This is a genomic window from uncultured Arcticibacterium sp., assembly GCF_964021845.1.
Lineage (GTDB): Bacteria > Bacteroidota > Bacteroidia > Cytophagales > Spirosomataceae > Arcticibacterium.
The window spans coordinates 272,475-286,076 of record NZ_CAXHZC010000002.1; the positions used below are offsets into that span (position 1 = coordinate 272,475).

At 37.4% G+C, this 13,602-nt stretch carries 11 protein-coding genes; 6 read left to right on the forward strand and 5 right to left on the reverse strand.

All coding sequences use genetic code 11. The annotated features are described in order from the left end of the window. Positions 1 to 9: 9 nt before the first annotated feature. The 4 genes from AADJ06_RS07870 (at position 10) to AADJ06_RS07885 (ending at position 6,798) form a co-directional block, all read left to right on the forward strand. Positions 10 to 1,551, forward strand: coding sequence for a RagB/SusD family nutrient uptake outer membrane protein (locus tag AADJ06_RS07870; RefSeq protein ID WP_341225879.1), 1,542 nt, complete (start codon positions 10 to 12; stop codon positions 1,549 to 1,551). A gap of 19 nt (positions 1,552 to 1,570) precedes the next feature. Beyond that, positions 1,571 to 2,872 (forward strand): SusE domain-containing protein, encoded by a 1,302-nt coding sequence (locus AADJ06_RS07875; protein ID WP_341225880.1) that lies wholly within the window; start codon positions 1,571 to 1,573, stop codon positions 2,870 to 2,872. A gap of 89 nt (positions 2,873 to 2,961) precedes the next feature. Next, positions 2,962 to 4,791 (forward strand): glycoside hydrolase family 13 protein, encoded by a 1,830-nt coding sequence (locus AADJ06_RS07880; protein ID WP_341225881.1) that lies wholly within the window; start codon positions 2,962 to 2,964, stop codon positions 4,789 to 4,791. A 312-nt stretch (positions 4,792 to 5,103) separates the two neighbouring features. Next, entirely contained in the window at positions 5,104 to 6,798 is a 1,695-nt protein-coding gene (locus AADJ06_RS07885; RefSeq protein ID WP_341225882.1) for a 3-coathanger stack domain-containing protein, read from the forward strand. Positions 6,799 to 6,804: 6 nt separating this feature from the next. On the opposite strand, the gene AADJ06_RS07890 is transcribed toward AADJ06_RS07885, so the two are convergent. The 4 genes from AADJ06_RS07890 to AADJ06_RS07905 form a co-directional block, all read right to left on the reverse strand. After that, positions 6,805 to 7,527: a 5-oxoprolinase subunit PxpA gene (locus tag AADJ06_RS07890; protein WP_341225883.1), complete on the reverse strand. Its 723-nt coding sequence runs from the start codon at positions 7,525 to 7,527 to the stop codon at positions 6,805 to 6,807. Between the two features lie 25 nt (positions 7,528 to 7,552). Continuing rightward, a complete protein-coding gene (locus tag AADJ06_RS07895) occupies positions 7,553 to 8,512 on the reverse strand; it encodes a biotin-dependent carboxyltransferase family protein (protein WP_341225884.1) in 960 nt (319 codons plus the stop codon). 107 nt (positions 8,513 to 8,619) lie between these two features. Further along, positions 8,620 to 9,282, reverse strand: coding sequence for a 5-oxoprolinase subunit PxpB (gene pxpB / locus AADJ06_RS07900; RefSeq protein WP_341225885.1), 663 nt, complete (start codon positions 9,280 to 9,282; stop codon positions 8,620 to 8,622). Positions 9,283 to 9,320: 38 nt separating this feature from the next. Further along, a complete protein-coding gene (locus tag AADJ06_RS07905; protein ID WP_341225886.1) occupies positions 9,321 to 10,934 on the reverse strand; it encodes a T9SS type A sorting domain-containing protein in 1,614 nt (537 codons plus the stop codon). A 57-nt stretch (positions 10,935 to 10,991) separates the two neighbouring features. Here AADJ06_RS07905 and AADJ06_RS07910 point away from each other — a divergent pair, with 57 nt between their 5' ends. Beyond that, a complete protein-coding gene (locus AADJ06_RS07910; protein WP_341225887.1) occupies positions 10,992 to 11,441 on the forward strand; it encodes a hypothetical protein in 450 nt (149 codons plus the stop codon). Positions 11,442 to 11,452: 11 nt separating this feature from the next. Next, complete coding sequence (locus AADJ06_RS07915; protein WP_341225888.1) at positions 11,453 to 12,928, forward strand: helix-turn-helix domain-containing protein; 1,476 nt, start codon at positions 11,453 to 11,455, stop codon at positions 12,926 to 12,928. Here the strand turns inward: AADJ06_RS07915 and AADJ06_RS07920 are convergent. After that, on the reverse strand, positions 12,925 to 13,521 hold the full coding sequence (locus AADJ06_RS07920; protein ID WP_341225889.1) for a NifU family protein: 597 nt from the start codon (positions 13,519 to 13,521) through the stop codon (positions 12,925 to 12,927). The two genes, AADJ06_RS07915 and AADJ06_RS07920, sit on opposite strands and share 4 nt — an antisense overlap. Positions 13,522 to 13,602: the final 81 nt, after the last annotated feature.

The following is a 13,602-nucleotide window of genomic DNA, read 5'->3' on the forward strand; positions in this document are numbered from 1 at the left end:
AGTAAAAAGATGAAAAAAATATTAAATATACTCTTTGCAGGATTAATGCTCACGGCATTAAATGCTTGTAGCGATTTGGACACCACTCCTTACGTAGGCGAAGTGTCTGACCTAGTTTATCAAGACGCTGATAACTATAAAAAAGTATTGGCTAAACTTTATGCTGGTTTAGCAGTATCAGGAATTGAGCCACAAGATGGCAATGTTGACCTGAAAGGAATTGACGGAGGTTCTCAAAGTTATTTGAGAGCTTACTGGTATCTTCAGGAGTTCACTACGGACGAAGCCGTGGTAGGTTGGGGAGACCCAGGGTTACCTGATTTGCACGCATCTTCTTGGACTGCCTCAAACCAGTGGACTTCTAACTTTTACAGCAGAACTTTATATCAAGTAACTGTAGCAAACGAATTCATTAGAGAGTCCGCTCCTGAGAAATTAGAGGCTCGTGGCTTATCTGGCGATACACAGATTCCACTTTATCGTTCAGAAGCAAAATTCCTGAGAGCATTGGCTTATTACCATGCTTTGGATATGTTTGGCAATGTTCCTTTTGTTACAGAAAACGACCCTGTGGGTGCCTTCTTACCAGAGCAAATCAGCAGAACGGAGCTTTTCAACTACCTAGAAACGGAACTTAAAGCTTTAGAAACGGAACTTCCTGGCCCACAAGGCAACGAATACGGAAGAGCCGACCAAGGTGCAGTTTGGATGACTTTAGCAAAACTTTACTTAAATGCAGAAGTATATACAGGTACTGCAAAATATAACGAAGCAGCCGAGTACGCTAAAAAAGTGATAGACGCAGGTTATACCTTAAACCCAAACTATCAAGCCAATTTCATGGCGGATAATGACCAGTCTAACGAGTTGATTTTCACCATCAATTATGACGGAAATCAAACAGCCACTTGGGGAGGAACTACCACACTAATTCATGCTTCAATAGGAGGAACTATGAACCCAGCTGACTTTGGTGTAGATGGTGGCTGGAGCGGTTTCAGAACTACAAAGGAGTTTGTTTCTCTTTTTGATAATGGAGCTGATGACAGGAGATTACTTCACAGCGATGGTCAGAAATTAGAAATTGATGAAATTGGAACATTTGACAACGGTTATGCAGTAGCTAAATGGTCAAACCTCACTTCGGCTGGTGTACCAGGCAAAAGCCTTGCTCATACAGATACTGACTTTGGAGTTTATAGACTTTCTGATGCTTACCTAATGTATGCAGAGGCGGTAACCAGAGGCGGTTCTGGAGACCAATCACTGGCATTAAGTCTGGTAAATCAATTAAGAACACGAGCAAACGCAACACCTGTAACTGCTCTTACTTTAGACTTTTTATTAGACGAAAGAGGAAGAGAATTATTTTGGGAAGCTCACAGACGTACAGACTTAATTCGTTTTGGAAAATTCACTACAGGTTATAACTGGGCATGGAAAGGAAACGTAAAGGAAGGTCGTGACATTGGAACGCACATGTCTTTATTCCCAATAGCTTCTTCAGATATTGTGGCCAATACTAATCTAGTCCAAAACGCTGGATACTAACATTTAAAGCATAATTAGAATGAGAAATTTAATAAATAAAATCTACGTCCTTTTAGGAATGGTAGTTCTTCTAAGTTCTTGCGAAAAAGAAGAGATAAGAGCGATTTTAGACCCTGCAGCCAAGCCTGTGGTTAGTTTAAACAGTAGTTCATTGGAGTTGTCAAAAGACAATGCTGATCTTAATGCCCTAACGGTTTCTTGGGAAAAGCCATCATTTGGTTTTAATGCAGGTGCTCAATACAGAATCTTGGTAGACAAAGCGGGTTCAAACTTTGCGGAAGCTCAGGTTTTCAGTACGGGTGCTGATTTAAATCGCTCATGGACAAACCAAGAATTGAATAACCTTTTGCTTGGAATGGGTTTTGAAGCTACGGAAATGGCCTCTCTTGAATTAGCAGTTGAGGCTATTTTGAGTGAAAGTCAAGTGCAGCGTTCAGACGCCATGGCACTTACAGCCGTAACTTATCTAGACAAATTAGATCTAAGCTCTTCTTGGGGAATTGTTGGTTCAGCTGCCGCAAATGGTTGGGATGGCCCAGATATGCCATTCTACAAGACTTCAGAAGCTGGCGTTTTTGTAGCCTACGTGATGTTGGCTGATGGTGAAATAAAAATCAGAGAAAACAACGATTGGGCCGTAAACTACGGTGATACAGGTAAAGATGGAATTCTAGACGCAGGTGGAGACAACATAGCTGTTACAGCAGGTACGTATGCTGTAACATTTAATGCAAACGACCTTACTTATAACATTGAAGCACTTTCATGGGGAATAGTAGGTTCTGCTGCTCCTAACGGTTGGGATGGTCCAGATTTAGAATTTTCTTATGACCCAAGTTCTGACCAATGGAGAGCAATCGGCACATTGGCTGATGGTGAAATGAAAATAAGAAAAAACAATGACTGGGGCTTAAATTATGGAGATACAGGTGCTGATGGAAGCCTTGAAGAAAATGGCGACAACATTGCTGTTTCTGCTGGCACTTACCTAATCACTTTAAACCAAAATGAATTAACATATACCTTAGAAACGATTGACGTTCCTGGCATAGTTGGTTCTGCTGCACCAAATGGCTGGGATGGCCCAGATGTAAGCCTTATGCCTGACTTCTCAAGAGAGGGTGTTTGGGTAGCTTATAATGTCACTTTGACTGACGGAGCCATCAAAATTAGAATGAATAATGACTGGGCAGTAAACTACGGTGATGATGGTGTGGATGGCACTTTAGAAGAAAACGGTGCTGACATTTTAGTAGGTCCTGGCACTTATGATATAGAGGTAAATCTTACAGATTTTTCTTATACGCTTACAGCAAAATAAAACTGGCTAAAACGGTCGTTTTACGACGCTAAAGAATGGGGCCTTATGTCCCATTCTTTTTTTACCCTTTTCACAAGAATTACACGATTATGAAAAAAATATTCTTACTGCTTCTGCTAACCCAGAGCACCTTATTTGCTCAGCACATAGAGCGAGTAGAGCCAAGCAATTGGTGGATTAACATGAAGGAACCTACGGTTCAATTATTAGTTCATGGAAATCAGATTTCAGAATTTTCTCCATCTCTAAAATATAAAGGAGTCAAAATAGAAGCTGTTCATAAAACGGACAATCCAAATTATCTATTTATAGATTTACTTATTTCTAAAAAAGCTGAAGCTGGTACTGTCGATATCAACTTTGCCAATAAGTCTGAGAAAGAAACTTTCAAATTTGAATTAAAGGCAAGAAGACCAAACTCAGCAAAAAGAGAAGGATTCAATACTTCAGATGCTATTTACCTCATTACGCCAGACCGCTTTGTAAACGGAAATACTTCAAACGATAACATCGATGGCTACCCTGACAAAGCTGCTCCTTCTAAGGAATTTGGAAGACACGGTGGAGATATTCAAGGCATCACGGAGCATCTAGATTATATTTCTGACATGGGTTTTACGGCTATATGGCCAATGCCCCTAGAGGAAAATAATATGGACGACGCCAGTTACCATGGTTATGCTATTACGGATTTCTATAAAATAGACCCAAGGTATGGTTCAAATCAAGAGTACTACAACTTATCTTCTGAAAGTAAAAAGCAGGGCATAAAAATCATAAAAGATGTGGTCTTAAACCACTGTGGAAGTAAGCACTGGTGGATGACGGATTTACCATCAAAAGACTGGATAAATAACGGTGGGCATTTCAAAAGCACCAATCACCGCAGAGAAACTTTGAGAGATATTCACGCTTCTCAAAAAGATAAAGAAGTAATGTCAGACGGTTGGTTTGTAGAAACCATGCCAGATATGAACCAAAGAAACCCTTTCTTAGCAAACTACCTCATACAAAATGCTATATGGTGGATTGAAATGGCAGATTTAGGTGGACTCAGAGTAGATACCTACCCCTACTCCGACCAAGATTTCTCTAGCAGATGGAGTAAAAGAATCATGGAGGAATATCCAAACTTTAACATCACTTCTGAAGAATGGAGCACAAACCCAGCTATTACTTCTTACTGGCAAAGGGGAAAAGTTAACGCAAATGGCTACAAATCTTATGTACCCACACCTATGGACTTCCCTCTCCAAGATGCTTTAGTAAAAGGGTTGAATGAGAACATTGCTTGGGGTACAGATTTCAACAGAGTCTACCATTCGGTATCAAATGATTTTCTTTATGCTGATGCTTCTAACCTGTTAATATTTGCGGACAACCATGACATGAGCCGCATCTATACGCAGTTGCACGAAAACTATGACCATTTTAAAATGGCAATGGTTTTGATGGCTACCATGCGTGGGATACCTCAATTCTATTATGGCACCGAGATACTAATGACCAACCCTAACTCAGATTCTCATGGAGAAATAAGAGGTGATTTTCCCGGCGGTTTTGCAAACATGAGCAGCAATGCTTTTACGAGTGTAGGGCTTTCAGACAAACAAAAAGAAGCTCAAAAGCTATTCAAAACACTTTTAAACTACAGAAAATCAAATCCCGTTTTACATGAAGGAAAACTAACGCACTTCGGCCCAGAAAATGGCGTCTACGTTTATTTCCGACATAGCGATGCTAGAAAGGTGATGGTCATTTTCAACAAAAACGAAAAGAATCAATCGATAGATTTAAATAGATTTAGAGAGTTATTGCCTGAAAATAGCACTGTTAAAAATGTACTTTCTGATCAAACTTTGACCTTGGGTCAATCAATTGAGATTAAAGGTAGCTCTACCCTACTTTTAGAATTTTAAGAAAAAAACTACGTCTTATTTATAGCTTAAAATCCCCTGAAATGGGGATTTTAAGCTAAATCTTCCAGTTCCAAATAAAAAATGGACTACAAAAAAACTTCAGACCTAATAATTTAATTTTGTTCATCGTTCGTAAATAGTCACTTCGAATAAGATTCTACTTTCCCCTTCCTGAGCCATTCAAAGCATACATATTTAAAAATTTAGATAACTCTTTAATTAAAAACAAAATACCTAGCAATTCTCAGAAGAAAATTTCACCTTTGCATTCATTAATTCAATGCTTTCCATAATAATTCGTTTTTCTTCTAAATGTTGTTAAAAATCATCAAAAGCGGTGATCTATTTAGAATTGCTTTTTTTATTTCTATTAGCTTTTCTCTTATAGCTCAGGATAAAAAAGAACCGCTTAAACCCTATAATTCTGTAAGTACCATTTATGATAGCTGTCAGGTTGTCTGCAATCTGTTTCCTGCAAATAAGGAAAACTTGGTAGCCACGGAAGAACTGGTATTCCCAGCCATTACTAACAATTCAGAATGCTATGAAGTACCAAATGAATTCAACCCTGGCTGTCTCTTAAGTTATAACAACTCCAAATGGTTTTTAGTCAAAGTACTTGAAGGTGATTCCCTAAAATTCAATTTTCAAAATTCTAAAAACTATGATATAGATGCTGCCATATGGGGGCCAATTGCAGGTGGAGATTTAGACTCTACTTGTTTTACCAGTTCTCAATTCCCTAAATCATGTGATTACTCGGCTATCAACCCAACTTTAAATCTTTACCAGCCAGATTCAGGGAGTTTTTACCTTTTAACTATTACAAACTATTCAAATGATGACACTGATATACTCCTGAACCAACCAACAGGTGGCTCTGTCATATATTCTTATTTCTGTTCTGAAAATAGCAGTATAAACTCTGCTGGAAATGGCAATCAAAACTTACAAGCTATAAATAGTCTTCATCTAAGCTTTGAAATAAATCCTTCAACCTCCATTATTGCAAAAGGAGGCAACAGTATTGAGCTTCTTCCGGGTTTTGAAACAGATAGTACCGCAGTTTTTAGTGCAAATATTGGCGAATGTATAAACACCAGCCAAAATTATAATCCAGACTCTTCTGAAGTAGTTTGCGAAAACTTTCACAATCACGGAAACAATATCCCTCATTTATATACCAATGCTAGTTCACAGGAAATGGTAGGAACAATCTTTGCCATTTCTCAGCCAGAGTATAGGATAAGCTCGAATGAGCCCTACCTAAAAATGACTAAAATCGGAGTAGACAAAGACTCCAGTAGATTCTTCTGGGGCTACAGACATCCTTATACCGCTCCTTCTAATATTCACCTCAGAACCAATGCAGGCTGCCCCGCCTACCCCGACGAGAGAACGACTAGCATGGAATACTTATATAGAGATGAAAGAGCACTGCCAACGCTAGACACAATTGAGAATTATGCTAATTTAAATACGCCATTTCACCTTTCTAATGATTTGTACTATGGGCAAGATAATAATTATGACCTCTGGAATTTTTATCTAAAAGGTGGCCTTACAAATCTCACCTATCGCATTAACGGTGGTTCATGGCGTGCATCAATAGATTATACCCCTGTTTGGGAACCATTTACAGAAAGATACCTAGATGTAACACGTATAGAACACATTGGTAACGTACCAAAAGATTTCTATATAGATTTCACAACCGATCATGGAGAAACTATTGACCGATACTTAGTAACAAGAAGCTCCTGTGGCGGGCATTTTTGTGGAACTACCGTATTTAACAGGCTTGCTGACTCCACCGTAATTGTAAATGTTTTTCAAGGAGATATAAACGTGGACATGCAATTAGGCGATTACCAGCCTTTTGGAGGTTTTGGGACATGCTTTAATTTAGGAACTTTGCCAGAAGGGGATTACTCCTTTCCTTATAAATCTGCTAAAGGCGATTTTGTTTTAGACCAAGATGTTTTTGTTAGAGTTAAATTTGACTAAGTAAAACTATTTCTTTAGAATTTTGGCTATTTCAAGGGCTCTTTCACCATCTCCATGAATGCAAAAAGTGTCACCTTTAAGTTTAATAATCTCACCAGAATAACTTACCAGCTCTCCTCTAGTTATCACACTAAAAGCTTGCTGAAATGCCTTTTGTGGATTCTCAATTAGAGCTCCTGCCAAACTCCTTTTCCTTAAGGTTCCGTCACTCTCATACGCCCTATCTGCAAAAACTTCTTCCCAAACTTGTAGTCTCTTTTCTTTGTACTTAGTAATCCCTTTTGAATGAGCTAAGCCAAATAATATTAAATCCTTATCAATGTGTTCGACCACATCAGCTATGGCAGTTGAAACTTCAAAATTTCCTGCGGCCTCATTATATAAAGCTCCATGTGGTTTCACATGATGAAGTCTACCACCATGTTTTTCTACGAGAAACTTTATGTAAAGAATTTGCTCCTTGAGGGTCTCTTTAAGTTCTGATATAGATATACGCATTACTTTACGACCAAAATTCGCTCTATCAGGATAACTAGGGTGAGCTCCTATTTGCAGACCAAGTTTTATTGCATATTGAATGGTTTCTTCTATTAAAATATGATTACCCGCATGTTTGCCACAAGATACATTCACCGCATCCACATAACCTAAAAGGATTTTATCCCTTCCAGAGTCCCACGAATCTTGAATTTCGCCCATATCGCAGTTGATATTTACCGACCGAGCCATACTAAATTAAAGTGTTTTCTATAGACTATAAATACAGCTGAACCGCAGATTTAAACTTTTTCATTTCCCTTTCCTGCTTAAGGAAAACACTTTCAGCCACCTCCATAGATATTTCTCTAAAGGTTACATGTTGACCCACTGACAGCTGAGCCAAAATAGGCAAGTCTACAGAAATAACATTAGCTAACTTAGGATAACCTCCCGTAGTTTGATGGTCGGCCATTAAAATAACCAATTGCCCATCCGGCAATAACTGGATGGTGCCAAAGGCCACTGAAGAAGAAATCTGTTCATCAGAAGATTGTAAATTCAAACAATCCCCTTCTAACCTATAACCCATTCTATCTGCATGAGAAGAAATGATGAAAGATTGTTTAAATATTTTATTTCTACTTTCTAAATCTAAACTACTGAGGTCTTTTCCTGCAATAACCCTTATTTCTTGCTTTTGCTCAAAAGCGGGTCTTAAGTTAACATTAACGGTCTTAGGAGCTAAATAAACCTTTTCAGTAGCAGCAAATAATTGTCCGTTCTTCAGGTTTAAATCTAACGAATCTCCCTTCTCTATTTTTTTCCCGCCAAAGCCTCCTAGCAAATTAGTACTGTTAGAACCCAAAGACTTTTTAAGATTGAAGCCACCTTTGATAGCAATATATGCTCGTTCTCCGTTTATTTTTTTACCAAAAGACAACATATCTCCAGGTTTAGCCTCCTGAACCTTCCAATTAGAAATACTTTTATTATTTAAAGAGCCAGAAAAATTTGCTCCGCCAATGGCAAAAAGAGCATGCTCTTCAAAAGTAATGGTAGGTGTAGGATAATGAAACTCCAAAACCGCTTCGGTGTCTTCGTTTCCTAATAGAATATTCAGTAACCTCATTGAAAGAGTATCCATTGCACCAGAGGGGTTAATCCCTTTGTCTTTGAAACCACACCTTCCAATATCCTGAATACTTGTCAATATTCCAGATTTTAGAAAAATCAATATTAAGAGCTTTATTTTAAGAGTTTTACATCATTAATTCACTGCTTACAAACATCAAGGTAGATGGATTCTTGAAATATTCAAACCAAATAGCCACAAATCTTAGTTCATACCTCCACAAACCTCACAGTGTCTCCATTACTTAACAAGGTCATTTTTTTCTTTTTTGGGTCAAAAAGAACAGCTTCCGTTTGGCCTATCAATTGCCATCCTCCTGGGCTTGAAACCGGATAAATTCCCGTTTGACTTCCTGCAATTCCCACACTCCCTTTTGGCACTCGTATTCTTGGTTTAGCTCTTCTCGGCATACTCAACTTTTCATTTAAACCTCCTAAATAGGCAAAACCTGGCAGAAAACCCATCATATAAACCCTATAATCTGGAGCCGTATGAAGTTTGATTAACTCGTCTTTCTCTATGTCCTTTGCTTCACACAGAGAAACCAAATCTTCTCCATTATACCGTACTGGTATCTCCACAATGTTTTGTTTTCTTTCTACCTGAGTTAATTCTTCTAAAGGAATACTTTTTAAATAATCTTCAACATATCCAGAAACCGTTCCGCTTTTTACTAGTGGTTTAATTTCTAAGATTTTGTAAAAAACAGTTAATGAAGCATAGGCAGGCACTACTTCCACAAATCCTATCATAGGGTTTTTATTTATCCACTCACACGCCGACAAAACTAAATCATTAATCTCCGGAGATACTTTCTGTTCAAAGTATAAACTAATGGCATGTTCACTTAAGGGATAAATATCAAACTTCATCTGACTGCAACTTTAGGTTCATTAGCACAAATGTTAATTTACCGTTTTATAACCTTCTTAGAAAAGGATTGATTCTGAATCTTGATTTGAAGATAAAACTGATTGGTCTGTATATCAGAAACATCTAGTTCAATTTCATTCGGGCCTTTGGCAACTTCAAAAAGCTTTTCTTTCAGCATTTCACCTTTTGACCCAATTAAATTTACTATTGCTGAATCAGCAAATTTTGATTCAAACTTAGCTTTCAACCTGTCACTCGCAGGGTTTGGATAAACCACCATCAAAGGCTCTTCTACGGCATTCCCAAGAGCACTCATGTCAAACTTACACAGAAACACCTCATAGCCTTTTAAAGTTACTGTTCCAGACCAATTTTGATAGCTTACGCCAATTGTCACCTCTTCATTTTCATCTAAAGCGAAAGGATTATGAGCAGCTATCAATATTTCATTTTCTTTTACCACTCCACGCCAAATAGGCTGCTTGTTTTCATTATAATCACGAGCAGGTGTTTCTTGAACCAACTCATAAGTACCTTCAAAAAAGCCTTTAAATTCGCTCAACCTATAAAGCCCCTTATTGAAATATTCATAAGCTGAGAAATCAGTTTGAGTTCCTAGCAAAGTTGGATTCTCCCAAAGCCAAAGACCATCTGCCCCAGAGAAAAAAGGAAAAATGGCCGTTGCTTCAGCCATCCAATGTTTTATTGGTTGATTAACTAAGTCAGGGTTTGCACTGTATTTTAACCATAAAAAAGGTATCACAGGTTTGGTAGACCAAGCTTTATTAGCTTCAATCTGAAACATCATATATGATAAATACTCTCCTGCAAACTGGTGTGGATAATCATAATAATAATAAGCTGATGGCGACATAAAATCCATTTGCTCATAAAAAGCCCCGCCCACATTTCCATTATCATCTTTGGTGATAAAATTTACATGTTCCGGGTTTCGAATCCATTGCTCCCATGACTTTCCCTGAATATTATCAAATGTGTTAAATATAGGAGCATCCGCATAAGAACTAATTTTGGTATCGGGATGCTTACCATTACTTAGAAAGTTACTAACCGCAGTTGCGTATAAATCTCTGGTATCTCTTTTATAAGTATTAACAAAGCTATCATTCGAAAGTGATTTATAGCTTTCAGGTACTATTTCAGCATTTTTAAACTGTAGAATTTCATTATCAAATCGCCAAACGCGTTCTATGTCAAACATGAAAATATCACTGGCAACGAAATCACTATTCCCAAGCGAATTAGCAAAGTTCATAAAATCTGTATTCCATTTTTGCTGATAAATGCCCAAATCATTATTCCATGGACTTCTTCCCAACTCCCAAGGTTGATTTTGATTTGGATAAGCCACACCATAATAGATGAAAGCTCTATTTGAAAAAGGAACGCTAGTTAAATACCTAGCATCTGTTATATGCGAAAAGCCATGCTTTAAAGGACCACCAGCATTTCCATTATGAATCTCGCCACCGTATATAAGTTTAAATGGTAAGTCAAACTCAGGGAATTTACCCCAATCAATTTGACTATTTCCTGAAGGGCTAAAATCAGCAAAATCATTGCATGATTGGCCTAAAACGAGGTCAACAGAACAATAAAATAGGAATATAAATGCGAAGAAAGCTCTCAAATTTTAACTAAATTTGTATGTTAAATGCGTTATACAAATGTACCCATATTTGATATCATGAAAAAAGTTCTGGTTTTAATATTAGTCTCTCTAGTTTTTACAGCCTGTAAAGACAAAGAAGACGACCCTTCCTCAGCAAAAACAACAACTGAGTTAATTTCTCTCAACCAATGGGAATTGTCAAGGTTTACGAATGTATCAGGTCAAACTATTTCAAACTCCGACCTAGAGACACAAGCTTTTTTCCTATTTGCTATGAATTTTGAGTTCCGTAGCGACAACGAAGTACGAGGTATAGATAAAACATCTGGAAATATAATAAGCAAGGGCGTTTGGGATTTTGTTGGTGGCGAAGAAGTAGTTAACGTTAAACTCTCCGACTTAGATTACGACTTTAAAATTGTTGTTTTACAAACTGGAAAACTAACGCTTCAAGCTCCTACAGGGAATTTCTTATCTGGAGTTGGCGAAGAAATCAACCTCGAATTTAACGCTGTCTCACAATAAAACTAGCCGAATTGAATAACGAACACATCAAACTAATTTTTGGTCTAAAGCTTAAACAGCTAAGGCAAGAAAAAGGGCTTTCTCTCCAAGATTTATCTACTAAGTCTGGCATTTCTAACTCATACTTAAATGAGATAGAAAAGGGTAAAAAGTACCCAAAAACAGACAAAATAACCGCACTGGCAAGTGCTCTTGAAACCGAATACGACGAATTGGTTTCTTTGAAAATGAATAAAAAGCTAGAGCCTATCACTAAGCTTCTAAAGTCTAATTTATTAACCGAAATACCTTTCGATTTTTTTGGGGTTGACACTGCTCAAATTTTAGAGTTATTCTCTTCTGCACCAGCTAAATTAAGTGCATTTATAAACGCAATCTTCGAGATTGGTAAAAACTATAACCTTACTGTTGAGAAATTCTATTTTGCCGCTTTAAGGTCATACCAAGAGCTTCATCAAAACTATTTTCCCGATTTAGAAAACGAGGCTAACAAGTTTATTTCAGAGAAAATAAGTCCAGATAAACAGTTTATTGATGAAAACTGCCTTACAGAGTTACTTAAAGACCTTTACGGAATAACTATTGAACTTTTTGACGAAGAAGACCAGCCTGTAATAAGCAATATGCGTTCTATTTTCAGACCTCAAAGTAAGGTTCTGATGATTAACAAACGCATTTCAAAAAATCAGAGAGCCTTTACCATGGCCAAGGAACTTGGTTTCCAGTTTATGGATTTAAAAGAGCGTCCGTACACTAGTTCTTCTATTGATGTAAAGTCTTTTGAAGAGGTATTGAACAACTATAAGGCGTCTTACTTTGCAGGAGCTATTTTAATTAGAGAAAAACTCCTAGTTCAGGATTTAGAAAAATGGTTTGGCTCTGAAACATGGAATCCAGATGCCTTAATTGAAATGTCTGAAAGGTTTTCGGCTACTCCAGAAACATTATTTTATAGAATCGGGAACGTACTTCCGAAATATTTCGGTATTGATAATTTCCTTTTCATGCGTTTTGACGCACTGCCTGGAAGTCAAAAGTACTTTTTAACTAAAGAGCTGCACCTTTCTAAAAGATTGGGGCCACAGGAAAACAAAGAGGAACATTACTGCCGCAGATGGGTTTCCATTAGTATTCTTGACCATTTATCTAGTAAACAAGAAGCCGGCAAATACCACAAACCCATAGTGGATGCCCAAAAGTCTTTCTTAAGTAATAGAAAAGAAGATTTCTTCGTATTCTCTATGGCTAGACCTTTGAATATTTTAAAGCAATTAAATATTTCTGTCAGCCTTGGTTTTGAAGTGGATGAAAACCTTAAGTCTAAAGTAAAATTCTTAGCAGATAAAAACATTAGCCGCCAAGAGGTAAATCAAACCTGTGAAAGATGTGGAATTTTTGACTGTAAGGAAAGAATTGCCCCTCCTACACTACTTCAAAAACATCGTGAACAACAAAAAATAAGAAAAGTACTGGAGAAGCTCAATTAAAGAGCTTCTGCCACTACTTCTTTAACTTCAGGAACCATATTAGTCAAAAGACGCTCAATCCCGTCTTTCAATGTTATACTAGCTGAAGGGCAGCCACTGCAAGAACCTTGAAGCACTACAGTTACTACACCAGTTTCTTCATTAAAGTCTGCAAAGTTTATAGCTCCACCATCAGACTCTACTGCTGGACGGACATATTGGTCTAATGCTGCTTTTATTTTACCTACTGCCTCTGTGTCATTAGCATCTACAATCAACGTATTGTTTTCTATAGCTGCCTCTGTGAAAACAGGATTTTCATCATCGAAGTAAATTTTAAGGAACTTCTTAAAGTTACCCAAAACTTCTTCCCACTGCGTTTCGTCGTCTTTTGTAACCGTTACAAAATTTGATGATATAAATACACGCTGTACAAAAGGAAACTGAAAACAATCTGCCGCTAAAGGAGAAGCATTCTCTTTATCCAAAGCCGATTTCATATCTGGATAATCGAATGACAAACCATCAGGAACTAGCTCGTAATTAAGAACAAACTTCATGGAATTGGGATTTGGACTCAATTCCGTATAAATCATTGTATTTCTCTTCAGCATAATTGTTTTATATCTAATCTATGGGAAAACATAGAGAGTATTGAAATAGTTTTTAATGAGCCTAAAACTTTATAACATACA